24 protein-coding genes are annotated in these 24,404 nt (G+C 64.9%); 9 read left to right on the top strand and 15 right to left on the bottom strand.

The features are described 5' to 3' along the window. Positions 1 to 9 precede the first annotated feature (9 nt). A complete protein-coding gene (locus ACTHNE_RS06450; RefSeq protein ID WP_440268818.1) occupies positions 10 to 1,038 on the top strand; it encodes an AI-2E family transporter in 1,029 nt (342 codons plus the stop codon). 83 nt (positions 1,039 to 1,121) lie between these two features. On the opposite strand, the gene bluB is transcribed toward ACTHNE_RS06450, so the two are convergent. Both bluB and ACTHNE_RS06460 read right to left on the bottom strand, forming a co-directional pair. Beyond that, a complete protein-coding gene (bluB, locus tag ACTHNE_RS06455) occupies positions 1,122 to 1,814 on the bottom strand; it encodes a 5,6-dimethylbenzimidazole synthase (RefSeq protein WP_440268801.1) in 693 nt (230 codons plus the stop codon). A gap of 8 nt (positions 1,815 to 1,822) precedes the next feature. After that, the gene (locus ACTHNE_RS06460; protein WP_440268802.1) at positions 1,823 to 3,805 is read right to left on the bottom strand and encodes a UvrD-helicase domain-containing protein; all 1,983 of its coding nucleotides are present in this window, start codon (positions 3,803 to 3,805) and stop codon (positions 1,823 to 1,825) included. Between the two features lie 141 nt (positions 3,806 to 3,946). Between ACTHNE_RS06460 and ACTHNE_RS06465 the strand changes: the two genes are divergently transcribed. Together ACTHNE_RS06465 and ACTHNE_RS06470 are read left to right on the top strand one after the other, a co-directional pair. Beyond that, entirely contained in the window at positions 3,947 to 4,579 is a 633-nt protein-coding gene (locus ACTHNE_RS06465) for a thymidine kinase (RefSeq protein WP_324946134.1), read from the top strand. Positions 4,580 to 4,612: 33 nt separating this feature from the next. Further along, a complete protein-coding gene (locus ACTHNE_RS06470) occupies positions 4,613 to 5,386 on the top strand; it encodes a hypothetical protein (RefSeq protein ID WP_440268803.1) in 774 nt (257 codons plus the stop codon). Positions 5,387 to 5,564: 178 nt separating this feature from the next. On the opposite strand, the gene mutM is transcribed toward ACTHNE_RS06470, so the two are convergent. The 5 genes from mutM to ACTHNE_RS06495 are packed head-to-tail and all read right to left on the bottom strand — an operon-like array spanning position 5,565 to position 9,744. Then, positions 5,565 to 6,392, bottom strand: a complete 828-nt coding sequence (mutM, locus tag ACTHNE_RS06475; RefSeq protein WP_324946129.1) for a bifunctional DNA-formamidopyrimidine glycosylase/DNA-(apurinic or apyrimidinic site) lyase — start codon at positions 6,390 to 6,392, stop codon at positions 5,565 to 5,567. A gap of 1 nt (position 6,393) precedes the next feature. Then, entirely contained in the window at positions 6,394 to 6,876 is a 483-nt protein-coding gene (locus ACTHNE_RS06480) for a hypothetical protein (protein ID WP_324946126.1), read from the bottom strand. Positions 6,877 to 6,884: 8 nt separating this feature from the next. Next, entirely contained in the window at positions 6,885 to 8,210 is a 1,326-nt protein-coding gene (locus ACTHNE_RS06485) for a GldG family protein (RefSeq protein ID WP_324946123.1), read from the bottom strand. After that, positions 8,210 to 8,995 (bottom strand): ABC transporter permease, encoded by a 786-nt coding sequence (locus ACTHNE_RS06490; RefSeq protein ID WP_324946120.1) that lies wholly within the window; start codon positions 8,993 to 8,995, stop codon positions 8,210 to 8,212. Before ACTHNE_RS06490 ends, ACTHNE_RS06485 begins: the two co-directional genes overlap by 1 nt. Continuing rightward, positions 8,992 to 9,744: an ABC transporter ATP-binding protein gene (locus tag ACTHNE_RS06495; protein WP_440268804.1), complete on the bottom strand. Its 753-nt coding sequence runs from the start codon at positions 9,742 to 9,744 to the stop codon at positions 8,992 to 8,994. Before ACTHNE_RS06495 ends, ACTHNE_RS06490 begins: the two co-directional genes overlap by 4 nt. A gap of 144 nt (positions 9,745 to 9,888) precedes the next feature. Between ACTHNE_RS06495 and ACTHNE_RS06500 the strand changes: the two genes are divergently transcribed. Continuing rightward, complete coding sequence (locus ACTHNE_RS06500) at positions 9,889 to 11,085, top strand: DesA family fatty acid desaturase (RefSeq protein WP_440268805.1); 1,197 nt, start codon at positions 9,889 to 9,891, stop codon at positions 11,083 to 11,085. Positions 11,086 to 11,149: 64 nt separating this feature from the next. Beyond that, a complete protein-coding gene (locus ACTHNE_RS06505) occupies positions 11,150 to 12,262 on the top strand; it encodes a saccharopine dehydrogenase NADP-binding domain-containing protein (protein ID WP_440268806.1) in 1,113 nt (370 codons plus the stop codon). On the opposite strand, the gene ACTHNE_RS06510 is transcribed toward ACTHNE_RS06505, so the two are convergent. The 5 genes from ACTHNE_RS06510 to rpmB form a co-directional block, all read right to left on the bottom strand. Further along, positions 12,249 to 12,668 carry a thiol-disulfide oxidoreductase DCC family protein gene (locus ACTHNE_RS06510; protein ID WP_440268807.1) on the bottom strand — a complete coding sequence of 140 codons (420 nt, stop codon included), beginning with the start codon at positions 12,666 to 12,668 and terminating at the stop codon, positions 12,249 to 12,251. The two genes, ACTHNE_RS06505 and ACTHNE_RS06510, sit on opposite strands and share 14 nt — an antisense overlap. After that, complete coding sequence (locus ACTHNE_RS06515) at positions 12,661 to 13,212, bottom strand: DUF4166 domain-containing protein (RefSeq protein WP_324944409.1); 552 nt, start codon at positions 13,210 to 13,212, stop codon at positions 12,661 to 12,663. Before ACTHNE_RS06515 ends, ACTHNE_RS06510 begins: the two co-directional genes overlap by 8 nt. 67 nt (positions 13,213 to 13,279) lie before the next feature. Further along, a complete protein-coding gene (locus ACTHNE_RS06520) occupies positions 13,280 to 13,852 on the bottom strand; it encodes an isochorismatase family protein (protein WP_324944412.1) in 573 nt (190 codons plus the stop codon). 102 nt (positions 13,853 to 13,954) lie between these two features. Then, a complete protein-coding gene (gene rpmG / locus ACTHNE_RS06525) occupies positions 13,955 to 14,122 on the bottom strand; it encodes a 50S ribosomal protein L33 (protein WP_026635435.1) in 168 nt (55 codons plus the stop codon). A 12-nt stretch (positions 14,123 to 14,134) separates the two neighbouring features. Further along, positions 14,135 to 14,371, bottom strand: coding sequence for a 50S ribosomal protein L28 (gene rpmB, locus ACTHNE_RS06530; RefSeq protein WP_115477825.1), 237 nt, complete (start codon positions 14,369 to 14,371; stop codon positions 14,135 to 14,137). A gap of 305 nt (positions 14,372 to 14,676) precedes the next feature. Between rpmB and secB the strand changes: the two genes are divergently transcribed. The 3 genes from secB to ACTHNE_RS06545 all read left to right on the top strand — a co-directional run bounded on the left by secB (position 14,677) and on the right by ACTHNE_RS06545 (position 19,351). Then, positions 14,677 to 15,183, top strand: coding sequence for a protein-export chaperone SecB (gene secB / locus ACTHNE_RS06535; protein WP_324944421.1), 507 nt, complete (start codon positions 14,677 to 14,679; stop codon positions 15,181 to 15,183). 20 nt (positions 15,184 to 15,203) lie between these two features. Further along, a complete protein-coding gene (locus tag ACTHNE_RS06540; RefSeq protein WP_324944424.1) occupies positions 15,204 to 16,229 on the top strand; it encodes an NAD(P)H-dependent glycerol-3-phosphate dehydrogenase in 1,026 nt (341 codons plus the stop codon). A gap of 98 nt (positions 16,230 to 16,327) precedes the next feature. Further along, positions 16,328 to 19,351, top strand: a complete 3,024-nt coding sequence (locus ACTHNE_RS06545; protein ID WP_324944435.1) for a DEAD/DEAH box helicase — start codon at positions 16,328 to 16,330, stop codon at positions 19,349 to 19,351. 26 nt (positions 19,352 to 19,377) lie between these two features. Here the strand turns inward: ACTHNE_RS06545 and ACTHNE_RS06550 are convergent, their stop codons facing one another. The 3 genes from ACTHNE_RS06550 to ACTHNE_RS06560 form a co-directional block, all read right to left on the bottom strand. Further along, positions 19,378 to 20,061, bottom strand: coding sequence for an HAD family hydrolase (locus ACTHNE_RS06550; protein WP_324944427.1), 684 nt, complete (start codon positions 20,059 to 20,061; stop codon positions 19,378 to 19,380). Positions 20,062 to 20,176: 115 nt separating this feature from the next. Then, on the bottom strand, positions 20,177 to 21,181 hold the full coding sequence (gene glk, locus ACTHNE_RS06555) for a glucokinase (RefSeq protein ID WP_324944430.1): 1,005 nt from the start codon (positions 21,179 to 21,181) through the stop codon (positions 20,177 to 20,179). A gap of 190 nt (positions 21,182 to 21,371) precedes the next feature. Further along, the gene (locus tag ACTHNE_RS06560) at positions 21,372 to 22,898 is read right to left on the bottom strand and encodes a S53 family peptidase (protein ID WP_324944433.1); all 1,527 of its coding nucleotides are present in this window, start codon (positions 22,896 to 22,898) and stop codon (positions 21,372 to 21,374) included. A 503-nt stretch (positions 22,899 to 23,401) separates the two neighbouring features. Between ACTHNE_RS06560 and hemB the strand changes: the two genes are divergently transcribed. Further along, positions 23,402 to 24,397 (top strand): porphobilinogen synthase, encoded by a 996-nt coding sequence (gene hemB, locus ACTHNE_RS06565; protein ID WP_440268808.1) that lies wholly within the window; start codon positions 23,402 to 23,404, stop codon positions 24,395 to 24,397. The last annotated feature ends 7 nt before the right edge of the window (positions 24,398 to 24,404 follow it).

A 24,404-nucleotide genomic window follows, 5' to 3' on the forward strand; every position in this document is an offset into this window, starting at 1 on the left:
CAGCCATGGATCGCGCCCGTGTACGCAGCCCTGCCTTCCACCCGCAGCATCCGCACCGTCAGCTATGCATTGACCGCCCTGGCGCTGTTGCTGGTGCTGTGGCTCCATCTGCTGCCCGCGCTGCTGGCGGGATTGCTGGTGTACGAGCTGGTGCATGCGATGACGCCGCTGCTTGGGCGGCGCATCTCCGGCGAGCGTGCGCGCCTGGTCGTGGTGACGGTGCTGGGCGTGATCGTGGTCGGTCTGCTGACCCTGCTGATCGTGGCGCTGGTGGGCTTCTTCCGTAACGAGATCAGCAACCCCGCCGCGCTGTGGGAACAACAGTTGATGCCGCTGGTGGAAAAGGCGCGTGCGCAATTGCCGCAATCGCTCACCAACTGGCTGCCCGACAGCGTGGACGAGTTGCGTGTGATGGCGTTGGAACTGACCCGCAAGCATGCGATGAGCCTGCAGAACGTCGGCAAGGAGACCGCGCGCGTGCTGGTGCATATCATCCTGGGCCTGGTGCTGGGTGCGCTGGTGGCGCTCAACCGGGCGCGCCCTCCGCATCAGGTCGGTCCACTGGCGGCAGCGCTGGGCGAGCGTTGCCACCATCTGGCGGCGGCGTTTCACAACATCGTGTTCGCGCAGATCAAGATTTCGCTGATCAACACTGTCGCCACCGCCATCTTTCTGCTCGGCGTACTGCCGCTGATGGACATCCACGTGCCGCTGGCGAAGACGCTGGTAGTGGTGACCTTCCTCGCTGGCCTGCTGCCGGTGATAGGCAACCTCATTTCCAACACTGCGGTGACGATCGCCAGCCTGTCCATATCGATCTGGGTAGCCGCCGCGGCGCTGGGCTTTCTGATCGTGATCCACAAGCTGGAGTACTTCCTCAATGCGCGCATCATCGGCACGCAGATCCGCGCCCGCGCGTGGGAGCTGTTGGTGGCGATGCTGGTGATGGAGGCGGCGTTCGGGCTGGCCGGCTTGGTGGCGGCGCCGATCTATTACGCGTATCTGAAACGGGAACTGGAGCAGCAGCGCTTGATTTGATCAGGCGCCTGATTCCGTAGGTTGGGGTGCAAACCCCAACATCGTGATGCACGACGACATGAATGTTGGGGTTTGCCCCCAACCTACGAGCGTATGGCGTTCAACAGCGCATCGTTCTCCACGGCGCCCTCCCAGGTGTTGCCATGAATCAACTGCTCCAGCGGCAGGCGCGACCGCCAACCGGCGATTTCCAGTTCCGGTTTGGGCAGGAACTCGCTGACATAGCCCAGGCATAGATAGGCCACGGGATAGACCTGCGCGGGCAGCTTCAAGGTCTCGGCCAGCCGTGCCGGATCGACGATGCTGACCCAGCCCACGCCGATGCCTTCGGCGCGTGCGGCCAGCCACAGGTTCTGCACGGCCAAGCACGTGCTGAAGAGGTCGGTCTCCAGCATGGTGTTGCGGCCAAGCACGTGCGGGCCGCCGCGCTGGCGATCGCAGGTGATGCACAGATTGATCGGGCTGTCGACGATGCCTTCGAGCTTCAGTCGCCGATACTGCGCGGCGCGCTCATCCGAATAGTTGTTGGCGGCGTCGGCGTTCGCATCGTCATACAGCGCCTTCACCGCGCGTTTCACGTCGATGCTGTCGATGACGATGAAATCCCACGGCTGCATGAAGCCGACCGAAGGGGCGTGATGGGCGGCCAGGAGCAGGCGCGCCAGCACCTCCGCGGCGATGGGATCAGGCAGGAATTGCGAACGCACGTCGCGGCGCTCATGGATGGCGCGATACAGGCCCGCGCGCTGCTCTTCCGAAAAACGATGATCGCTCATGGCTGGGCTCAGTTGCCGGCCAGCATCGCGGCGATCTTCGCCATATGCGATTCGGCGGTTTCGCGCACAGCTTCCTTGTCCGCTTCCGGATCCTTGCCTTCCCAGTGCAGATCGTCCTGCGGTAATTCGTGCAGGAAGCGGCTAGGTTGGTTGCTGTGGATTTCACCGTAGCGCTTGGTCTTGGACGACCATGACAGCGTCAGCAATTCCTTGGCGCGCGTAATGCCCACGTACATCAGCCGGCGTTCTTCATCGACGCGGCCTTCGTCGATCGCGGCGTCGTTCGGCAGTGTGCCGTCCTCGCAGCCGACGATGAAGACGAAGCGGAATTCCAGGCCTTTTGCCGCGTGCAGCGTCATCATGCGCAGCGCGTTGCCCGGTTCGTCGCGATCGGCATGCGTGAGCAACGCCAGTTGCGAGGCGAGATCGCCGGCGCTGTTGCCGCCCTTTTGCATCGCGCGGAACCAGTCGGCCAGTTCGCGCAGATTGCCCAGGCGACGATCGCGCAAAGCGGCGTCTTGCGTGCTGGCCATGATGTGCGTGGCGTACTGCGTGCGCGTCAGCACACGGTCGACCAGATCGGCGGCGCTTTCGTGCAGCGATGCACTGCGTAACTCATCCAACAGTTCCGAGAACGAAGCGAGCGCCGCGGCAGGGCGTGGGCTCAGCTGGCGCAGCACGCTGTCGCTGCGTGTGGCTTCGAGCAGGGAGCAGTGTTTTGTTTGTGCGATCTGGCCCAGCTTCTCCAGCGTGGTCGCACCAATCTCTCGCTTGGGCACGTTCACCACGCGCAAAAACGCCGCATCGTCGCTGGGGTTGGTGAGCAGGCGCAGATAGCAGAGCAGATCCTTTACTTCCGCGCGATCGAGGAATGACAGCGCACCGGTCAGGTGATACGGCACGCGCGCCAGTCGCAAGGCTTTTTCCAGCGGACGCGCCTGGAAGTTGCCGCGGTACAGGATCGCCATGTCGTGCCAGCGCACCTTGTGCTTTTCGGCCAGGGTGGCGGCCATGCCGGCGATGCGCTCGGCTTCGTGTTCGGCATCCTTGCATTCGATCACGCGGATCGGCGCGCCTTCCGGATGCTCGCTCCACAGCTTCTTGGTGTGCAGGTGCGGGTTGTTGGCGATCAGCTGGTTGGCGGCGCGCAGGATGCGGCGGCCGCAGCGGTAATTCTGTTCCAGCTTGATCACGCGCAGGCTCGGCCAGTCCTTGCCAAGCTGATCGATGTTCTCCGGATTGGCGCCGCGCCAGGCGTAGATCGACTGATCGTCGTCGCCCACGCAGGTGAAGCTGCCGCGCTCGCCTGTCAGCGCCTTGAGCAGGCGATATTGCGCGTCGTTGGTGTCCTGGTATTCGTCTACCAATAGATAGCGCAGGCGTTCGCGCCATGTCGTGCGACATTCATCGTCGCTTTCGAGGATGCGCAGCGGCAATCGGATCAGGTCGTCGAAATCAACCGCGTTGAACGCGGCAAGGCGGTTTTGGTAGAGCTCATAGATCGTCGCCGCTTCCAGCTCGCGCGGACTGCGCGCAGCGGCCAGCGCTTCTTCCGGCGACAGGCCGCTGTTCTTGGCGCGGCTGAGCAGATTGCGCAGGCCGAACAGCACGTCCGGTTTTGCGCCCTTGGGCGCCAGTTCCTTGACGATGCCCTCGCTGTCGTCGGCGTCCAGCACGGAAAAACCGCGGCGCAGTCCGGCGCGGGCGTGTTCCATCTGCAGGAACTTCAGGCCCAGCGCGTGGAACGTGCACACGGTGAGCGCTTGCGCATCCTCGGTGCTTACCAGTTTGGCGACGCGCTCGCGCATCTCGCGCGCGGCCTTGTTGGTGAAGGTGATCGCGGCGATCTTGGAGGCGGCCAGCTTACGGCGCTGCACCAGGTGCGCGATCTTCTGCGTGATCACGGATGTCTTGCCGGAACCGGCGCCCGCGAGCACCAGCAGCGGGCTGTCGACGTGTTCGACAGCGGCCAGTTGTTGGGGGTTGAGCATGCGTCGGTCGGATCGGTCAGGTGCGCGCAGCGCGAAGCCAGATCGTAGCAAAGCAGGGCCGATCGGAGCAGGCTTGCAAAGACTTCCTCGCGGTGGCAGCCGGTCGCGCTACCATGCGCCATCCCGCTTACCCCCAAGCCCATGGCCAAGCTCTACTTCTACTATTCGTCGATGAACGCCGGCAAGACCACCAACTTGCTGCAGAGCGCGTACAACTACTTCGAGCGCGGCATGCGCACGCTCATTCTCACGCCGGCGCTGGACAACCGCTATGGCGAGGGCGTGGTGGCCTCGCGCATCGGCCTGCGCTCGCAGGCGCAGCGGTTCACGGCGAAGACCGATCTGCTGGCGCAGGTGCGGGCGGACATCGTCGCGCATGGCGACCTGCATTGCGTGTTCGTGGACGAGGCGCAGTTTCTCAACAAGGCGCAGGTATGGCAGCTCACCGACGTGGTCGACGAACTCAATATTCCCGTGCTGGCCTATGGTTTGCGTACCGATTTTCGTGGCGAACTGTTCGAGGGCAGCTGCTATCTCTTGGCCTGGGCCGATATCCTGGAAGAAATCAAGACCATCTGCCACACCGGCCGCAAGGCCACCATGGTGGTGCGGGTGGATGACGAGGGGCGGGCGATCACCGAAGGGCCGCAGGTTGAGATCGGCGGCAACGAACGCTATGTCTCGGTGAGCCGCGCCGAATTCAAGAAAATCACCCGCGGACATGGCCGTATCGAACTGAAGCAGTCCACTCTGCCACTGGAAGAGAAGCACTGATCCGCAATGGCATCAGTACAAGGAAAACATCGAATGAGCAATCCGGACACTTATTTTCCCGCCTGGCAGCGCCCGCATTGGCAGCCCAGCGACGAGGAAGTCATTTTGCAGTTCTACGCGTTCGGCAAATTCCAGCCGACGCGCGTGCCATCGGCGACCTACGGCAGCGACGGCCTGCCGGAAGAAGTGCAGCTCACCAGTCACCATCATCACGTGTTGCGTGATTGGGAAGGCTATCCGCTGAAAGGACCACTGGGCGAATTGTTCAAGAACGATGCGCCGGAAGCGTTCGAGCAGGCCATGGCCGCGCCGCAGGTGTTGGTGCTGCATGGACGTTTCAAGGACCAGGCCGATACCGGCTATCTGCGCGACACGTTCGGCGTGCTGGCAGGCTTGCTCGACATCGGTGGCGTGGCGATTCTCGATCCGCAGATTCTCACCCTGTTCGATGCCACCGAGTGGCGCGACCGTTATCTGGTCAAGGACGGCGCGCCCTTGCGCAACCATGTGCTGATCTTGCGCGACGAAGACGAAGCGGGGCGTTACTGGATCCACACGCGCGGCATGCGCAAGTTCGGTCGTCCGGATATCAGCCTGCGCAACGTGCCGGAGCGCGAAACCGATCGCGCCGGGGCGTTGTGCCAGCGGTTGATGGAGCTGGAAGCCTTGGGCGCGCGTTTTGCCGATGGGCAAGCGCTGGAAGTGGATGGGATGGTCGGCGGCCTGGTCGCGGAGGTGGGTGGCGCGTTTGACGATCCGCAATTCAACAATACGTATGTTGAGTTTTATTGGCCTGATGCGGCCTGAACTTCTGCATTCACTTTAGCGCGCGATTTCCGCTCCCTCCCCTACGTGCAGTAGGGGAGGGTTGGGGTGGGGGTGAAGCAATCTCGCGACGTATTTCAATTGCGCCGCAAGCTCGTGCAACCCCACCCCGGCCCTCCCCTGCATGCAGGGGAGGGAGCAGATCAGCACCGCACGTTGATCACTTCTGACACCGCGGACACCAAAACGTCGAGCGCTGCCCAATCACCTGCTGCCGTATCGGCGTACCGCACACCCTGCATGGCTCGCCCTCGCGCCCATACACGAACAGCTCGCGAAAGAAATACCCCGGCGCGCCATCTGGATTGAGGAAATCCCGCAAGGTCGTGCCGCCGCGTTCGATCGCCCAGGCCAGGATGCGTTTCACCTCGCCGGCCAGGCGTTGATAGCGTGCGCGCGATACCGTGCCGGCCGGCCGGCGCGGATCGATGCCGGCCGCGAACAGCGCTTCGCTCGCGTAGATGTTGCCTACGCCGACCACGATCGCGTTGTCCATCAGGAACAGTTTCACTGCCGCTTTGCGTCCGCGCGAACGCTGCCACAGCAGATCGCCGTCGAAAGCATCGGTGAGCGGTTCGGGACCGAGGTCTGCGAGCAGCTCGTGCGTGGTGCCAGGTGCTTGCCATAGCAGGCAGCCAAAGCGCCGCGGATCGGTAAAGCGAAGGATGCGTGCGCGTTCGCCTTTTAATGGTTCGAGGCTGATGTCCACGTGGTCATGCGGGCCGGGTGCTACGTCCGGCGGCAGTACGCGCAGCACGCCGGTCATGCCCAGATGCAACAGCGCGCTGCCGGCATGCGTGTGCAACAGCAGATATTTGGCGCGGCGTTCGACTTCGTCGATACGCTGGCCGGGCAGCACTTCGGTGATCTCGCGCGGAATCGGCCAGCGCAGGTCGGCGCGCCGCAACGTAACGCTGGCGACGCGACGACCGATCAGGTGTGGTGCGATGCCGCGACGTGTAGTTTCGACTTCGGGGAGTTCAGGCATGTTATTGCGCCTGGATCGTCTGGCTTTGTGCCGAGCGTGGCATATGCTGCATCGACACGATGCCTATGCGGTCGCCAACCTGCACGTAAACGTTGTGGCCGATCGCCGTCGCGATACCGAAGCGCAGCGTTTCACTGTCCAGTTCGAGCCTGGCCTGCGCGGGCGCCAGGCCGATCTTCGCCAGGTCGTAGCCGGCTGCCGGTTGCCAACTGCGCACCGGCGCGGCGGCGATGCGCACCAGTTCTTCCAGGCGCTGATCATCGGCGCGCGTTTCGTTGGCTGCATCGATACGCCACCAGTGTTCGCCGCGTTTTACGTAGCGCTCCGCTGGCGCGCGGCCGGTTTCCAGTGTCACGTGCGTGATCGCGTCCGGCTTGAGCGGCAGCAGCGTGCCGGGCGCGGCCTGCTGGTCGGCGTGCAGTTGCCACCATGCGGCGACCAGCAGTGCGACTACCGCAACAAAGAACCAAAGCTGCTTGCGCACCGTCCGCTTCACACGCGCCGCCTGCGCCAGGCGATCAGGCCGCCGATCGCCAGCAGAATCAGCGGCAGAATCAGTATGAAGCCGGCGCTCAACAACCCCAGTTCGCCTTGCGAAACATTGAGCATGCGATCGGGCGCGCCGCGCGGCGGCATGCTGATGAGCTGGTCGTCACCCAGCAGCCAGTTGAAGATGCGTTCGCCCAGCGCCCGGTTGCCGCCGTTGCCCAGATAGCTGTTGGAAAGAAAATCGCCGTTGCCGATCACCACCACGCGCTGCTCGCTTTTGTCGGGGCTTGGCGAAAGACGGCTGAGCGCGAAACCGAAATCGAGCGGGCCTTTCAGTACTGCAGCGGCGCTTTTGTCGAGCGACTGCGTGCTGGCTTGCGGGCTGGAACGCAGGAAGGGTTCGAGTTTCCAGTCGCTCTTGCGCGTTTGGGCCAGCGGCGCGACTTCCGGAAACAGCGTGGTGAGCGTAAAGCCGCGCGTGATGATGCTCGGCGGATAATCGCCCAGCGCGATGATGCGTGGATCCTTCAGGCCCAGCGCCGCGGACGAGGGATCGATCAATTCGCCGGGCAACACGCGAAGCGCGAGCGCATCGGCGATCGGCTGCAGGCTCGCGTCGAGATTGCCCGGATCGGCCAGCCACAGCAGGTTGCCGCCGCCGGCCAGGTAATCGAGCAACGCCTTGGTGGCGCCGGGCGCCAGTGATGCCTGCGGCCCGGCCAGCACGACCAGGTCAGTGTGTTCGGGCACGCCGGTGACCTGCGAAAAGTTCAGCGGCACGGCGCGCAGGCCGCTCTTTTCCAGTTGCGATACGAAGGTGCCCAGATCGGGATTGCCTGGGCCGTCCGCGCGGCGTTCGCCGTCGCCGGTGACGAACGCGACGATGCGATCGCCGCCGCGCACCAGGCGCTCCAGCGCATCGGTGAGGCTGCGCTCGGTCAGGGTGTCCAGGCGTTGCTGGCGATCGCGATAGTGCAGGATCAGTTCGCCATCGACAGTGATGCCGAGGTTGCGCATGGCTGCCGGATCCTGCTGCGGATCGACGAAACTCAAATGCAGATCCGGCTTGGCGCGCTGATAGCGTTGCAAGGCGGCGGCAATGGTCTGGCGCAGGTCGCCTTGCGGGCTGGCATAACTGACGATGTCGACCGGTCCATCGAACTTCGCCAGCACCGCGCGCGTTTCCGGCGACATGCTGACGCGGCTGTTGAACGTCCAATCGGCGACGCGATCATGGCGAGCGGTGAGATAGCCGATCGCGCCGGCGCCCAGCAGCACCAGCACCGCAAACAGCCAACCGTGCAGGCGGCGCATGAAAGCCATGTCCATCAGCCACGCTCCTTGTCCGCCGCCAGGCGCTGCACGCCCAGTGCGAGCGCCACCGCGATCGCCAGCAGGAACCACACCACGTCCGCGCTGGATACCAGGCCGCGCAGCAGCGTTTCCTGATGCGTGCTCATCGCCAGCCAGTTGATGAAGCCGCTGTTGATGCCGGCGAGCTGCGCGCCGAGATTGATGCAGTTGAGCGCCAGGCTGATCATCAGCGCGGCCACGGCGGCCACCGCCGGATGCGAGGCAAACGCCGAACAGGCCACGCCTATTGCGCCGAGCACGGCCAGGCCCAGGAAGGTGCCCAGCGTGGCGGCGGCGAGCTTGCCCCAATCCAGCGCCACGCCATGCGCAAGGCTTGTAGGAATGGCCAGCGCAAGCAGCAACCACAACGCCAGCCAGATCAGCACCGCCAGGTATTTGCCGAGCAGGATGCGCGAGGCGGAAAGGCCGGTGGAAAACAGCAGCGGCAAGGTGCCGGCGCTGCGCTCGCTCGCGAGTGTCGTCATGGTCAGCAGCGGCACCAGCAGCAACGCAAGTTCGATCATGCCGAACGGCAACGGGCTGCCGGTGATGAAGCTGCTGTACAGGCGCACGGCGACCAGGTCGGTATAGCCCGGGCCATCCGGCAAGGCCGCGAGCTTGACCTGGTTGAGCAGAAAAATCTGCAGCAGCAGCGCGAAACGCCAGCCCAGCTCGGCCAACGCCAGCGCGGCGACGATCCAGCCAAGCGGACGCACGAACAGACGGCGCAATTCCAGCCGCGTCACAGCGAGTAAGGTCATGCGGCCTGCGCCTTGCCGTTCATGGCGATGTCGAAAAAGGTTTTTTCCAGCACGGCGTGCTGGTCCGCGGCAAGCGCGCCGTCATAGCGCAGCACGCCTTCGTGCAGGATCGCCACGCGATCGCACACCGCCGTCACTTCGGTCAGTTGGTGCGTGGAAAGGATCACCGCCGTGCCGGCGGCGGCCAGTTCACGCAGCAGGGTGCGCAAGGCGACCACCTGCACCGGGTCGAGTGCGTTGGCCGGTTCGTCCAACACCAGCAGGGCGGGCCGGTGCAGCAGCGCGCAGGCCAGCCCCAGCCGTTGCTTCTGGCCCTGCGACAGCACGCCGGCCAGGCGGCGCGACAGGTTGTTCAGTTCGAGGCGTTCGAGCACCCCGTTACGGGCTTCGTCGAGCCGAGCGCCGGAGAGCCCGCGCAGGCGGCCGTGGGCCTCCAGGTGTTCGCGTACGGTCAGTTCTGGCCATAACGGGGCAGCCTCGGGCAGCCAGCCGAGGGCCTGCCGGGCCAGTTCCGGGTGCTCCAGGAAGTCCTGTCCCTGAATGCGGATGCTCCCTCGATCGGGCCGCAGCGCGCCGGCGACCATTGCCAGCGTGGTGGACTTGCCGGCCCCATTCACCCCAAGCAGCCCAAGGACTTGCCCAGCCTCCAGGCGCAGGCTGAGATCGGACACGACCGGCCGGCCGGCGCGGCGCCGGGTCACACTTTCAAGTTGCAGTACGGGAGATAAAGCGGGTTTCGGCGCGTTCATTGCATGATTGTCGGGGCGACCCCATCCGCTACACAACCGTTTGACGTCACGGTTTAACGGAAACCGACGCCCAAGGCCGTACCATGCTGGTAGGTACGGGCTCCCCTCCACTAGACTGCCTTTACTACTTCAGGATTTACCAAAATGCTCGATGCAGTGCTGCATTTCCTTTCCGGTGGCGTGAGCCAGGCCGGTTGGGTGGCGATTCTCGTCTACCTGTTGGTGGTGACCCAGCTCACCATCTTCACCGTCACCCTGTACCTGCACCGCTGCCAGACGCATCGCGGTGTCGACCTGCATCCTGTCGTCGCCAACTTCTTCCGCTTCTGGGGCTGGCTCACCACCGGCATGGTCACCAAGGAATGGGTGGCGGTGCATCGCAAGCACCACGCCAAGGTCGAAACCGAGGAAGATCCGCACAGCCCGCAGATCTACGGCATCAAGAAGGTCTTCTGGGACGGCGTGTCGCTGTACCGCGACGCCAGCTACGTGAAGGAAGACCTGGAAAAGTACGGCCGCGGCACGCCGGATGACTGGATCGAGCGCAAGCTCTACAGCGGCCACCCTTACTGGGGTCCGGCGCTGATGCTGATCATCGACCTCACCCTGTTCGGCGTGATCGGCGCGGCAGTGTGGGCGGTGCAGATGATCTGGATCCCGTTCTGGGCCGCCGGCTTCGTCAATGGCATCGGCCACTGGTGGGGTTACCGCAACTTCGAAAGCTCCGACACCGCCACCAACCTGATTCCCTGGGGTTTCTGGATCGGCGGCGAAGAGCTGCACAACAATCACCATGCCTTCCCAAGCTCGGCCAAGTTCGCGCTGCGCAAGTGGGAGTTCGACATCGGCTGGGCCGCCATCTGCGTGCTGCGCAAGCTGGGCCTGGCCAAGGTGCTGCGCGTGGCGCCCACGCTGGACGTGCGTCCCAACGTGCATCTGCCCGACGCCGAAACCCTGAAGGCCGTGCTCACCCACCGCTTCCAGGCGATGACCGACTACTACCGCAACGTGATCGTGCCGACCCTGCGCGATGAAGCGCAGCACGCCGGCGAAGGCATCAAGTCGATCCCGCGCCGCATGCGTCGCGCCCTGGCCGATGGCGGCCGCTGGCTCGACGGTGACGGCCGCGAGCGCATGCAGGCGGTGCTGGCCAAGCGTCCAGCGCTCAAGACCGTGTGCGAATTCCGCAATCGCCTGGCCGAGCTGATGGAGCAGCGCGGTGCCGATCAGGCGCTGAAGGGCCTGCAGCAGTGGATCGTCGAGGCCGAGCAGAGCGGCATTCGCGCGCTGCAGGAATTTGCGCAGCGCTTGAAGGGCTACTCGGTGGCCAGCAGCGTCTGATCGCAGATTGACGTTTCAGCAAAAGCCCGTCTTCATGGCGGGCTTTTTTATGGACGGATGCATCATGGCAACAAGGGTGTTGTTGATCGGGGCAGCCGGTGTGTTCGGCGCGCGTATCGCTGCGCGTCTTGCGCATGATGCGCGATTTGCGTTGACCCTTGCCGGTCGCACGCCAGCGACGCTGGCGCATCTGCAGGATGAACTTGCCGACCCTTCCGTCCGGACGGCGGTGATCGACGTGGAAGCGCCCGGTTTCGAGGGCGTGCTGCGCAGCCTCGAGCCAGACCTGGTCATTCACGCCGCAGGTCCCTTTCAGAAGCAGGACTATCGCGTCGCCAAGGCCTGCCTTGACTGCGGCAGCGATTATGTGGATCTGGCCGATGGCCGCGAGTTCGTGGCGGGTATCGGCGCGCTGGATGCGCAGGCACGCGAAGCAGGCTGCCTGCTGGTGAGTGGCGCCTCGACGGTGCCGGCGCTGAGCAGTGCGGTGGTCGACCACTTGCGCGATCGGTTCAGCACGCTGCTTGCCATCGATCACGCGATCAGCCCCGGCAACCGCACGCCGCGCGGCGACGCGACGGTGGCGGCGATACTCGGTTACTGCGGACGCCCGATACCGCTGTGGCGCGATGGCGCGTGGCGAAGCGGCCATGGCTGGCTGTCGACGCAGCGCCTGCCGTTCGTGTCGGGACCGCGCTGGGTCGGCTTGTGCGACGTTCCCGATCTCACGCTCTTCCCACAACGCTACGCCGGCGTGCAGCGCGTCACCTTTCGCGCGGGGCTGGAGTTGCGCCGGCTCCACTTCGGCACATGGTTGCTGGCGTGGCTGGTGCGCCTTGGCGTCATCCACGACCTGGCGCGCCATGCGCATCGGTTGCGGCGTATCAGCGAATGGTTTCTTCGCGCCGGTACCGACGAAGGCGGCATGCTGATGCTCCTCGAGGGTATCGACAAGCATTCACGGCCGCTACGCCTGCGCTGGTCGCTGCATGCCGCGACGGGAGACGGTCCGCAGATTCCGGCCATGCCTGCCGTGGTGCTGGCGCGCAAGAAGGCGGACGGTACGCTCACCGCGCGTGGAGCGATGCCGTGCATGGGCTTGTTCGACCTGGATGACGCGTTGGCGGCGCTCGCCGATTACGGCGTTCGCGTTGACCTAAAAATCATGTCGCGATGAAGCGCGAGCGCTGCTCCGGCGATGGCACGAAGCACTGCTCACTGCGCCCGAACAGCCGATAGCGGTGGCGTGCCATAAAGCGATAGGCAACATGGCGCAGGATGCGCGGAATCCATGACATCAAGCCGCCGAGCCAACGCCAGCGACGATCAGGCAAGCTGCGCAAAATACGGACGATCGCGGTGGTATCGGTGTAGCCGTGGCCGCCTTCGACCAGCAGCATCGAGTACGGCGAATCCGGATCCAGCCCGTGGCTTCGCAGCAATTGCCGGCCGCTTTGCGCTTGCATGGAGGCGAAGCGGTAGCGTCCCTGGCGATCGTGTTCGAGCAGGAAGCGCACCCAGCGGCTGCACAAGAGGCAGACGCCGTCATAAACCACCACGGCAGAGTGGGCATCCTCAGTCATCGCTAACGATCTCCAACCAGCCCCGGTAAGCCACCAATCGACCTAGCCATGGTAGGCGAGTGTCGACGGTGAAGGCGTAGCGGCCATCACGCTCGCCGCTGTGAGACAGCACAGTGCCGAGCCAGCGGCGAGGCAGGGGCAGGCCGAGCATCGATGCACCATCCAGATGCCAGGTCACCCCTTGTGCATCCGGGCATAGCTTGAAGCGCAGGATGACCGGTCCAAGCCGCTCCAGCAGGTGCGTGGCCGCTGCGTCGTGACGCAGGGTCGATTGCATGCGGCCTGACGCAAAGCGCCGTGTCCAGACTTCGCGGCTGCCGCGGCGCTCGATGCGCACCTCCAGCGTTTGCCCCGTGGCAGGAGGCGGCAGGCCAAGCATGCGCCGCAGCGTTCGCAAGGCGAAGTTATGCTCGCCTTCCACGTTGGCTATGCCACGTGCCAGCACGCAGGCGTCAGCGCCATGCATGCGGCGCACCGATCCGGGTAACTGGCGCCAAGCCGATTCGCCCAGCAGGCGAGGAAACAGTGCGTCGCCGATGTTCATGGGATGTGCGCTCTTCCGTTCTGCCGTCATCATTTCGATAGATCGACGCAATGCGCGCCCGCAAGGGTCAGCTTGCCCCTGCGCACGCGCCGAAGTCGGCTTCTGCTGCAGTGACGACCGAATTGGTGCGATCCAGATAAGAAAGCCAGTGCATCGCAGTGTTCAGCTCTTCAACGATGGTGCAGGCTTCTATCATCCGCCCGGATTCAAGCTCCATATCCGTCGTGGTGTGCGCATCGCCAACGAGTGTGAGGTCGAAGCCTCGCTCAAGGGCGGCGTGCGCGGTGGCCCGTATGCACCAGTTTGTGAGGGCGCCGGCCAGGAATATGCGGGAAACGTCGAGCCTTTCGAGCAAAGAGAGTAGCTCGGTGCCCTCGAACGCTGAGTTGTACTTCTTGTTGATGCGGGTCTGGCCGACGAGAGGCTGAAGCTCCGGGACCCACTGCCATGGTGGCGTGCCGTGCTTGAGTTCTTCGTCTTCGTGCTGCACCCAGACTACGGGCACCCCGGCTTCAAGCGCCCTGCGAACTGCCAGTACCACGTTGCCGACGATGCGATCGCGCTCCCAGGCGGTGGCGACGACGCCGACCTGGACGTCGACAACGAGGAGTGCGCACTTGGATCCCGAGCGAGTAGCCATGGCGTGGAATATCTCGTGTTTGACCTGCCAAAAAAAAGCCCGCCGGGCGGCGGGCTTTCCTGGATCCGGCCTAGGCCGGATGATGACATGCCTTGCGGCAGGTCACTTGATCTTGCCTTCCTTGTAGATCACATGCTTGCGCACGACCGGATCGTATTTCTTGAACTCGAACTTGTCGGGCGTGTTCTTCTTGTTCTTCTGCGTGGTGTAGAAGTGGCCGGTGCCGGCCGACGAAATCAGGCGGATCTTGTCGCTCTTGCTCTTGGACATGGCTTGGGCTCCTTAGATCTTTTCGCCGCGGGCACGCAGGTCGGCGATCACGGCCTCGATGCCCTTCTTGTCGATGGTGCGCAGCGCCTGGTTGGAGACGCGCAGTTTCACCCAGCGGTTTTCGCTGGGAACCCAGAACCGACGCTCATGCAGGTTGGGCAACCAGCGGCGGCGGGTCTTGTTGTTGGCGTGCGAGACGTTGTTGCCGGTCTGCACACCTTTTCCGGTGACTTGGCATACACGGGCCATGATGACCTCCGTAATCTTGGTGAACGCCCGTTGGCCAGGGCGACATCGGCCCAGCGGCGCTGTGCGCCACGCGATGCTGGAGGGTGCTGCTTTCGCCGTAGCCGTGAGGTCCGCATCGCGTCGCGGAATGCCCGGATCACCGGGTCGACAATGGGCGAGCCGTGCATTATCCCGTAAAAACAGCCGCATGTGCAATCCGTCACCCCATCCGTCGTCGTTCGCCGACATGGCGACAGACGGGGATGTATGGAACAATCTCCCTCCTTTGCGCCCCGTGCGCCCGTCTTTTGAATCGAGGGATACCCATGGCAGACATCTCCGCCAACGGCCAGGCCACCGGCTCGGCCAACCAGCCGCAGCTCGTGCTGCAGAAGATCTACGTCAAGGACGTGTCCTTCGAGGCGCCCAACGCGCCGCAGATTTTCCAGGAAATCGGCGAAATCACCGAGGCCCCGCAGGTGCAGTTGAACCTGTCCCAGCGCGCCACCGGCCTGGGCAATGACCTGTACGAAGTGGTGCTCACGCTCACCTTGACCTGCACCATCAACGAGCGCACCGCGTACCTCGCCGAAGTGCAGCAGGCGGGCCTGTTCGGCATCGCCGGCTTCACCGAGGCCGACCAGGCCGGCATCATCGGCAGCTATTGCCCGAACCTGCTGTTCCCGTATGCCCGCCAGGTGATTTCCAGCCTGGTGCAGGAAGGCGGCTTCCCGCCGTTCCTGCTGCAGCCGATCAATTTCGAAGCCTTGTACGCCGAGCAGCAGCGCCGCACGGCGACCGGCGGCGAGGCGCCGCAGCAGCTCAACAGCTGATCGAGCGACCAGGTCCCGACATGACCGACCAGCCGATCCTGGCTGTCCTCGGCGCTGGCTCCTGGGGAACGGCCCTGGCGGCGCTGGCCGCGCGCAACGGTGTGCCCACGCGCCTGTGGGGGCGTGATGCGTCGGCCCTGGCCGCAATGGCGGCCAGCCACCGCAACCAGCGCTATCTGCCCGATCTCGAACTGCCGGCCGGGCTCGGCTTCGAGCCCGATCTGGCCAAGGCCGTGCGCGGCGCCACGATCGTGCTGATCGTGGTGCCCAGCCATGCCTTCGCCGAAATGCTGGACGAGATCGCGCCGATGCTCGATCCGCACGCCAGCATCGCCTGGGCCACCAAGGGTTTCGAGCCCGGTACCGGGCGCTTCCTGCATGAACTGGTGGCGCAGAAGCTGCCGGGACGCGCGGCCGCGGTCATCACCGGACCTTCGTTCGCGCGCGAAGTGGCCGCCGGCATGCCGAGCGCGGTCACGGTGCATTCGGAGAACGAGCCCTTCGCGCAGCAGCTCGCCACGCTGCTGCATGCGCCGAACTTCCGCGCCTACACCGGCAACGACGTGCTCGGCGCGGAATTGGGCGGCGCGATGAAAAACGTGCTGGCCGTCGCCACCGGCGTGGCCGATGGCATGAAGCTGGGCTTGAACGCGCGTGCCGGCCTGATCACGCGCGGCATGAACGAAATGCTGCGCCTGGGCGTGGCGCTCGGCGCGAAACCGGAAACCTTGATGGGCCTGTCCGGCCTGGGTGACCTGGTGCTCACCTGCACCGGCGACCTGTCGCGCAACCGCCGCCTGGGCCTCGCGCTGGGGCAGGGCATCGGCATTCACGAAGCCGTTGCGCAGATCGGCCAGGTGGTGGAAAGCGTCGTCACCGCCGACGAAGTGATGCGTCTGGCCGACAAGCATGGCCTGGATCTGCCGATCAGCAAGGGCGTGCGCGCCGTGCTGCATGGCGAAGTCACGCCGGTGGAAAGCCTGAAGGCGCTGATGGCGCGCGAACAGAAGCCGGAATATCCGCAGGGATTGTTCGAAACCCATTGAGCGGCACGTTTTTCGATCGGCGTGCACGCGCTTGTTGCGGCGTGCACCCTGATCGCTGCTAAGCTCAAGGTTTTGATCGCTCCAGGGATCGCATGCGCATGCACCTACCGGACGAGAACCAGCACGGCGATCCTTCCGCGTCGAACGGCGAGCGCGAGGAAAGCCTGCCCGGCACGTGGCGCAAGCTGCTGGGTAAACCCGCGACCGCGCTGGCGCCCGAGCATGTCGTGCTGGGGTTCTTCTTCGAGGTGATGCCCGAAGACGGGATGCCCTACGCGCGGCTCGATGCCGCACCGGTGCTGCTGGTGCCGAGCGAACACGGCCGCTTCACGCGACCGGCGCCGCTGGAAGCGAAACTGCTGTCGCATGCGGTGCTCACCCTGCATGAGCAGCGTCTGGCCACCACTGTGCTCGGCCTTCCGCAGACCCTGCGCAAGACCCGCAGTTACGCGCGCCTGTCCGGCCACGTCGGCAATGCGCTACTGGCCGAGATGCTGGATACCACGCCGTGTTTCCTCGGCGGCCTGGCCGGCTTGCGCCTGTCGCGCGGCAAGGCGCATCAACTCAACTGGCATTGGCATCTGGAACAGGACGGCAGCCAGCGCCTGCTGCCGGCGCTGCCGCACAGCCAGCGCCTGCTGCGCGTCGACGGCTTGTGGTACCTGGACGCCGAACGCGCCGAGCTCGGCCATCTCGAAGCCGATCCGGAAGAAACCCATTGGCTGGATCTGCCGCCGCTCAAGCACGAATACAGCCGCGCCCTGCGCCGCGCCTTGCCGCAGAGCCGCCTGGCGCATCGCATTCCGCTGCCGCAGGTGTTCGACGAACTGCGCCGCGCCGAACTGGCGCCCAAGCCTGTGCTTACCCTGCACGCGCTCACGCGTCATGCGCGCCTGGCCGCGGGCACGCCACCGCTGGCCTACGCGCGGCTCGCCTTCGACTATGCCGGCGAACGCCTGCCGGGGCGCGGCGGCGAGCCGCTGGTGCGTCGCATCCGCAATGGGCAACTGGTGGAGATCACACGCAAGCGCGCCGAAGAACTGTCCACCATGGAGCAGCTCGAACGCGCCGGCCTCACGCTGGGCGTGGATACCGAAGGCCTGCCCTGGGACCTGGCCGATACCTTGCCGGAAGATGCCTGGCTGTTCCCCGGCAAAGGCCACGCCGGTGCGCTCGAAGTGAATACCCCCGCGCGCTGGCTCGCGCTGCGGCCGAAGCTGGAAGCGGAAGGCTTCGTGCTCGAATACGCGCCGAGCTTTCCGTTCGAAGTACTGGAAGGGCCGGTGCGCTGGTACGGCAACGCGGTCGAAGATGCCGACGATCACGCCTTCGATCTGGAAATTGGCATCGAAGTCGAAGGCAAGCGCAGGAATCTGTTGCCCGCGGTGGCGCAGGCGCTGGCCGAGCACCAGCTCAATCTCAGTCCCGCGCCGAACGAGCCGGAAGACGCCGTGTGGTACGCGCCGGTCGACGAACGCCGCCGCGTGCCGGTGCGCCTGAAAGAGCTGCGCGGCTTGCTGGCGCCGCTTGCCGAATACCTCGAAAAACCGAAAAAGAAGTTGCACCTGCCGCGCGTGCAGGCCGGCCGCCTGGAAGAAATCGTCGAGGCCTTGCCGGTCGGCGGCGAATTGCAGGCGCCGGAACAATTGCGCGGCTTCACCGCCCGCCTGCGCGACGCGGCCGAGCGCGCCAGCGATGCGGTGCCCGAAGGGCTCACAGTGGAACTACGCCCGTATCAACGCGAAGGCCTGCGCTGGTTGAACGCGCTGGCCGAAGCGGGCGTTGGCGGCGTGCTGGCCGACGACATGGGCCTGGGCAAGACGCTGCAGCTGATCACGCACCTGCTCGCACTGAAAGAACGCGGCGCCTTGCAGCAGCCGGCATTGATCGTAGTGCCGACCAGCCTGATTCCGAACTGGCTGGCGGAAATCGCGCGCTTCGCGCCATCGCTGCGCGCCTTGGCCTTGCACGGCCCGCAACGCAGCGGCGATTTCTCGCAGATCGCCACGCAGGACATCATTCTCACCAGCTACGCCCTGCTGCCGCGCGACGTCGTCACCCTGCGCAAGCAGCCGTTCTCGCTGATCGTATTCGACGAAGCGCAGCAGGTGAAAAACCCGCGCACGCAGGCACGCCGCGCCGCGCTCACCTTGCGCGCGCCGCGCTGCATCTGTCTTACCGGCACGCCGCTGGAAAATCACCTGGGCGAACTGTGGTCGCAGGTGGACCTTGCCGTGCCGGGCCTGCTCGGCGATGAAGGCGCGTTTCGCCGGCACTATCGCGTGCCGATCGAAAAGCAGCGCGACGAAGAGTGCCAGGCGCGCCTCAACCGCCGTCTCGCACCGTTCATCCTGCGCCGGACGAAAGCGCAGGTTGCCTCGGAACTGCCATCCAAAACCGAGATCACGCGCCGCGTGGTGCTGGACGGCCGCCAGCGCGAACTCTACGAAAGCCTGCGCCTGTCGCTCGCCGACGAACTGCGCGAGGTGATCGCGCAGCGCGGCATCGCGCACAGCGGCATCGTGGTGCTCGATGCGCTGCTCAAGCTGCGCCAGGTGTGCTGCGATCCACGCCTGGTGAAACTGGAAGCGGCGCGCGGCGTGCGCGATTCGGCCAAGTTCGAATTGCTGATGGACATGCTGCCCGCGCTGCTGTCCGAAGGCCGCAAGGTGCTGCTGTTCTCGCAGTTCACCGAAATGCTCAAGCTGATCGCGAATGAACTGGAACGCCATCGCATCCCTTACGTGATGCTTACCGGCGAAACACGCGACCGCGCCGAACCGGTGCAGCGCTTCCAGGAAGGCGATGTACCGCTGTTCCTGCTGTCGCTGAAAGCTGGCGGCGTAGGCCTCAACCTCACCGCCGCCGATACCGTGATCCACTACGACCCGTGGTGGAATCCTGCCGCCGAAGCGCAGGCCAGCGATCGCGCGCATCGCATCGGGCAGGACAAGCCGGTGTTCGTGTTCCGCCTGATCACCTCGGGCACGGTCGAGGAGCGCATCGAGGAGCTGAAGGCGCGCAAGGCCGAATTGGCCGAGGCGGTGCTGGAAGGCGGCGGCACGCGCGAGAAGCTGAGCTTCGATCAATCGGACCTGGATGCGTTACTCGCGCCATCGTAGGTTGGGGTGAAAACCCCAACCTATGCTTAGTCGCGGGCGGCGACCTCGTCGATGTGCTTGAGCAGGTCCGCCGGATCGTCATACACGCGGAACGCGCCGGAGCGTTGCAGTTCGTCCTGGCCGTAGCCGCCCGAAAGCAGGCCCACACCCAACGCTCGCGCACGCTGCGCGGCGAGCATGTCCCAGATGCTGTCGCCGATCACCAGCGAATGGTGGATGTCCACACCCAGGCGCTCGGCCGCGGCGATGAACAGGTCCGGATCGGGCTTGGCGTGGCGCACCATGTCGCGCGTCACCACCGGCACTTCGTTCGGATCGACGCCAAGCGCGGCGAGATTATGTGCGGCGGTGCGCATGCGGCCGCTGGTGGCGATCGCCCAGGGAATCTTTTCCCGGGTGAGAAATTGCAGCAGCTCGCGCGCGCCCGGCAACGGCCGCACCGAACCCTGCGCGTGATGGCGGTTGAAGGCTTCCGCATGCCGCTGCTGCAGGCGTTCGATGCGCTCGGGCGTGATGTCCAGGCCGGTCTCGCGCAACAGGATGTTGGTGAACAACCCGCCGCTCATGCCGATCTTGCGATGGATGCTCCATACCGGCAGCACCACGCCTTCCTCGTCCAGCGCTTCCTTCCAGGCCAGCACGTGCTGGTAGACGCTGTCGATCAGCGTACCGTCGAGGTCGAACAGAAAGGCGGTGTGCGAGCGTGGCATGGCGATCCTCATCATCATTCGAGGCCGTCATTCCCGCCAAGGCGGGAATCCGATGTGACCTGATGCAAAAACAAAGCTGGATACCCGCTTTCGCGGGATTGACGAACATGGGTGGTTACAAGGTTCTGCCCGATTCCAGCACGGCCAATGCCGCCGCGCCGAGAAGACCTGGTTCGGGATGCGTGATGGCGATGGTCGGCACGTGTTCCATGGTGTCGCGGAAGCGGCCCTTGGCTTCGAAGCGCTCGCGGAAGCCGCCGCGCTGCAGCCACGGCATCAAGATTTTCAACACGCCGCCGGTGAGATATACGCCGTCCCAGCCGCCCAGGCTCAGCACCAGGTCGCCGGCAACGCTGCCGAAAATGCCGGCCAGCGTTTCCACCGTGCGTGCGCATAGCGCATCGCTGCCGTCGGTGGCGCGCGCGGTGATGTCCTCGGGTGTGTATTCCTGCGCGGGCTGACCGGCGATGTCGGCGAGTGCGAGATAGAGATTCACCAGGCCATTGCCGCAGATCATGCGCTCGTTCGACACGCGCCCGAAGCGCGCATTGAGACGGTGCAGAATTTCCACGTCTTCGGCGGTATGCGCGGCGAAGCCGGAGTGACCACCTTCGGTTTCCAGCACGATCCAGTGGCCGTGACGGTACAGCAGGCCGGCCACGCCCAGGCCGGTGCCGGGACCCATCACCACGAAGGTTTGCGAGGATTTGCGGTCGTGCTCCGGTGGCATCACGTTGCCGACGGCTTGCAGCTGGTCTTTGTGCAGCAAGGGGATCGACATGCCCTGCGCAGCGAAATCGTTCACCAGCCGCGCGCGCTCGAAGCCCAGTTCTTCCTGCAGCCCATGCGCGGACACGTTCCAGGGATTGTTGGTGATCTTCACCGTTTCGCCGTTGGCGATGCGGCCGGCGGCGGCGATGATCGCCTGCGTGGCGATGTGGCCGGTGTCGGCGAAGTATTGGCGGATGGTGTCGGCCAGCGTGTCGAAATCCTTCACGCGATAGCGCCGCACGCTGTCCAGCAGCAATGGGTCGGCAGCGGCGGTATCGGCCAGGGCGAAGCGGACGTTGGTGCCGCCGAGATCGGCAAGCAGGGTGGGGGAGGCGATGGAGCGATCCATGGGCAATCCGAGATAGCGAACCTTACAAGACTGCCCGTTGTCGCCGTATTCGTCTAGCGTCGACCTTATTCCTTTCGTTGCCGGACATGTGAAAAAACACCGGCGTGTCGATTCGATGACAACGAGGGCGAGCCCCGGCATTTGCCGGGGCCGCTGTCATTTCGCAACCGTTCAAGCGGTTTGCCTCGATTTATGCGCTCGGTTGCCTCGATAGCGCATCCAGCAACGCCTGTCCGTTCGGGCTGCCCCATCCGGTACAGGCATCCCAGCCGGCGGCCGCTTGGTACGTGCCGTTATCGCCTTGAGTGATATCGCGAAATGCGCTGGCGCCGATCTGGTAGATCGCCGCATGCACGTCGCCCACCGGCTTGCCCAGTTTCTGGTTGAGCCGCGCGATCAACGCTGCCCACAACGGCGCCACCGCGCTGGTGCCGCCGATGGCCTGCGTCTGGCCGCCGACCAGGATCTGGTAGCCGGTGGAAGGATCGGCGTTGCCCGCCACGTCCGGCACGCCGCGGCCGGTGCTGCCGCTCGGCGCGGCGGGTACCTTTGCGTTTTGCTGCCAGCTCGGCAACGGAAATTCGATGCTGACGCCGCCACCGGTGGCGCCTTCGTTGTTGGCGGTTTCGTTCCACACCACTTCGCTGGTGATGGACTGTCCGTTGGCGGTCAGCGTGGTGCCGCCGCACGCTAGCGAATACGGGCTGGAGGCTGGGAAATCGACATGCGGCTGTCCATCGCTCACGCCGTCGCCGGAGCCGTTGTCGCCCGCGGCCGAGATAACGGTAACGCCGAGCGCCGCCGCATCCTGCATGGCGGTTTCCAATGCGCTGCGCGACGGGCCGTTCCAGCTGTCTTCGGGGCCGCCCCAACTGATCGAGATCACCGACGGCTTGTACGTGGTGTCGTGCGCGGCCTGCGAAATGGCCTCGTAAAAACCCTGGTCGGTGTTCGGCGCGAAATACACCGCGATGGTCGCGCCCGGCGCCAGCGCGCCCGCGACTTCGATATCCAGCGCCACTTCGATATCGGCGTCGCCACTTCCCGGCTGGTTCTGTCCACCGGCGACGGAGACATCGACCACCTTCGGCGGCTTGCTGATGCCCAGGCTTGAGAAATACTGGCTGAGGTCGCTGCTGGTGTAGCCGCCACCCAGCTCGATGATGCCGATGGTCTGCCCGCTGCCGTCCGTGCCATTGGGAAAGGCATACAGCTGACCGAGCTGCAGCGGCGTATACGAAGTGGCCGGCTGCGCGCGCGGCAGGCGGAAATGCGGACTGGCCACGGGACGGCGATCCAGGCCCAGCACCGCGATCGCTTCCGGCGGCAGCGTGGGTGCATGGCCGCAGCCGACGAACGTGCAATCGTCCATCTGGTACGTGCCGAGCGAAACCCCGAACGCCTGTTCGAGCGCAGTCGGCGTGCCACGCAAATGCAACACGCGGCGCCGCTGGTCGTAGCCGGTTTCGGTAAGGCCATGTTGATGCGCAAAGCCGCGCAGGCTTTCGACATCGGCGGGATCGGCGCCGTGCTGTTCGGCGAACTGGATGCGCGTCAGGCGCGGCGTTTGCGGCCACTGCGCGGGTGTGGGTGCGGCGTCCGAGCGACGGCGCAATACCACGGTCACATCCATCGGTTCGTTGCTGTCGTGCGGGCCCAGATATTTCATGCCTTCGGGCGTGGTCCAGTGTGACGGGCGCTTGGCCTGCTGGATCATGACGCGGCTCCTTGAATGAGAGGGGACGGACGCCACCAAAGATGGCATAGGAAATGTGTCGAACTCGCGCATGGTTGCGCGGGGCGTTAAGGCAACACTGACCAAGTATCGCCGTCGTCATGACGCCTGGAAGGCTCGCAGGGTGTGTTGCGCGGCGCCGGGAAGACTGGCCGTCTTGCCAAGCCGCGCGGCGCATCCTGCGGGCCTTCCAGGCGTCACCCCATCATTTACATTTAATACGTGGGGCCAGCCCTGTCTGTCCGCATGCCTTCGGTCCGCCGTCTCGACAGACAGCCAGTCTGCCTTCGCCGACGGCCCTGTGGCCTGAGAACAGACAGGGCTGGTGACGACGGCGATACTTGGTCAGTGTTGCCTTAGCTCCGGTGCGTCTTCTTGAACCGATGCATCTCATACGTTGAGTTTTCGGGCGCGGCGTTCTGCCCTCAGCGCCGTCATGGTCGCGGCGCTAAACTAGGCGACGGTTTCATCAGAGACTTTTTTCCATGAACTTCCCCGCCATGCGCATGCGCCGTATGCGCCGCGACGCTTTTTCCCGCTCGCTGATGCGCGAACACACCCTGCTGCCCACCGACCTGATCATGGTCGCCTTCGTGATCGAGGGCGAAGGCAGGCGCGAGCCGGTGGCGTCGATGCCGGGCGTGGAGCGCGTATCGATCGACGGGCTGCTGGCGTTGGCGGGCGAGTGCGTGCGGCTCGGCATTCCGGCGTTGGCGCTGTTTCCGTCGCCGGATGCGTCCGCCAAAAGCGAAGACGCCGCCGAAGCGTGGAATCCGCAGGGCCTGATGCAGCGTGCGACGCGCGCATTGAAGGCGAAATATCCACAGCTCGGCTTGATCGGCGACGTGGCGCTCGACCCTTACACCACGCACGGCCAGGACGGCCTGATCGACGAACACGGCTACGTGATGAACGAGCCCACCGTCGAGGCGCTGATCAAAATGTCGCTCGCGCAGGCCGAAGCGGGCATGGATTTCGTGGCGCCGTCGGACATGATGGACGGCCGCATCGGCGCCATCCGCGAAGCGCTGGAACAGGCCGGCTACATCCACACGCGCATTCTTGCCTATTCGGCCAAATACGCGTCGTCGTTCTACGGTCCGTTCCGCGATGCGGTCGGCTCCGCCGCCAACCTCGGCAAGGGCGACAAGCACACGTATCAGATGGACATCGCCAACAGCGACGAGGCCCTGCGCGAGGTGGAGCTGGACATCGCCGAAGGTGCCGACGCCGTGATGGTGAAGCCGGGCCTGCCGTACCTGGACGTGCTGCGCCGGGTGAAGGATGCGTTCGGCGTACCCACCTTCGTGTATCAGGTAAGCGGCGAGTACGCCATGTTGAAAGCCGCCGCGCAGAACGGCTGGTTGAACGAGCGTGCGGTGGTGCTGGAAACGCTGACCGCGTTCAAGCGCGCCGGTGCGGATGCGATCCTCACCTACTACGCCATCGACGCCGCCCGCTGGTTGCGCGAAGCACCGTAGGTTGGGG

Origin of the sequence: Dyella sp. (assembly GCF_051954575.1) — a bacterium.
In the GTDB taxonomy this organism is placed as follows: domain Bacteria; phylum Pseudomonadota; class Gammaproteobacteria; order Xanthomonadales; family Rhodanobacteraceae; genus Dyella_B.

Coding starts and splice junctions, on each gene's coding strand:
- bluB (WP_440268801.1), bottom strand. CDS start 1,814: ATGAGCGATCATCGTTTTTCGGAAGAGCAGCGCGCGGGCCTGTATCGC.
- ACTHNE_RS06460 (WP_440268802.1), bottom strand. CDS start 3,805: ATGCTCAACCCCCAACAACTGGCCGCTGTCGAACACGTCGACAGCCCG.
- ACTHNE_RS06465 (WP_324946134.1), top strand. CDS start 3,947: ATGGCCAAGCTCTACTTCTACTATTCGTCGATGAACGCCGGCAAGACC.
- ACTHNE_RS06470 (WP_440268803.1), top strand. CDS start 4,613: ATGAGCAATCCGGACACTTATTTTCCCGCCTGGCAGCGCCCGCATTGG.
- mutM (WP_324946129.1), bottom strand. CDS start 6,392: ATGCCTGAACTCCCCGAAGTCGAAACTACACGTCGCGGCATCGCACCA.
- ACTHNE_RS06485 (WP_324946123.1), bottom strand. CDS start 8,210: ATGGACATGGCTTTCATGCGCCGCCTGCACGGTTGGCTGTTTGCGGTG.
- ACTHNE_RS06490 (WP_324946120.1), bottom strand. CDS start 8,995: ATGACCTTACTCGCTGTGACGCGGCTGGAATTGCGCCGTCTGTTCGTG.
- ACTHNE_RS06495 (WP_440268804.1), bottom strand. CDS start 9,744: ATGAACGCGCCGAAACCCGCTTTATCTCCCGTACTGCAACTTGAAAGT.
- ACTHNE_RS06500 (WP_440268805.1), top strand. CDS start 9,889: ATGCTCGATGCAGTGCTGCATTTCCTTTCCGGTGGCGTGAGCCAGGCC.
- ACTHNE_RS06505 (WP_440268806.1), top strand. CDS start 11,150: ATGGCAACAAGGGTGTTGTTGATCGGGGCAGCCGGTGTGTTCGGCGCG.
- ACTHNE_RS06510 (WP_440268807.1), bottom strand. CDS start 12,668: ATGACTGAGGATGCCCACTCTGCCGTGGTGGTTTATGACGGCGTCTGC.
- ACTHNE_RS06515 (WP_324944409.1), bottom strand. CDS start 13,212: ATGAACATCGGCGACGCACTGTTTCCTCGCCTGCTGGGCGAATCGGCT.
- ACTHNE_RS06520 (WP_324944412.1), bottom strand. CDS start 13,852: ATGGCTACTCGCTCGGGATCCAAGTGCGCACTCCTCGTTGTCGACGTC.
- rpmG (WP_026635435.1), bottom strand. CDS start 14,122: ATGTCCAAGAGCAAGAGCGACAAGATCCGCCTGATTTCGTCGGCCGGC.
- rpmB (WP_115477825.1), bottom strand. CDS start 14,371: ATGGCCCGTGTATGCCAAGTCACCGGAAAAGGTGTGCAGACCGGCAAC.
- secB (WP_324944421.1), top strand. CDS start 14,677: ATGGCAGACATCTCCGCCAACGGCCAGGCCACCGGCTCGGCCAACCAG.
- ACTHNE_RS06540 (WP_324944424.1), top strand. CDS start 15,204: ATGACCGACCAGCCGATCCTGGCTGTCCTCGGCGCTGGCTCCTGGGGA.
- ACTHNE_RS06545 (WP_324944435.1), top strand. CDS start 16,328: ATGCACCTACCGGACGAGAACCAGCACGGCGATCCTTCCGCGTCGAAC.
- ACTHNE_RS06550 (WP_324944427.1), bottom strand. CDS start 20,061: ATGCCACGCTCGCACACCGCCTTTCTGTTCGACCTCGACGGTACGCTG.
- glk (WP_324944430.1), bottom strand. CDS start 21,181: ATGGATCGCTCCATCGCCTCCCCCACCCTGCTTGCCGATCTCGGCGGC.
- ACTHNE_RS06560 (WP_324944433.1), bottom strand. CDS start 22,898: ATGATCCAGCAGGCCAAGCGCCCGTCACACTGGACCACGCCCGAAGGC.
- hemB (WP_440268808.1), top strand. CDS start 23,402: ATGAACTTCCCCGCCATGCGCATGCGCCGTATGCGCCGCGACGCTTTT.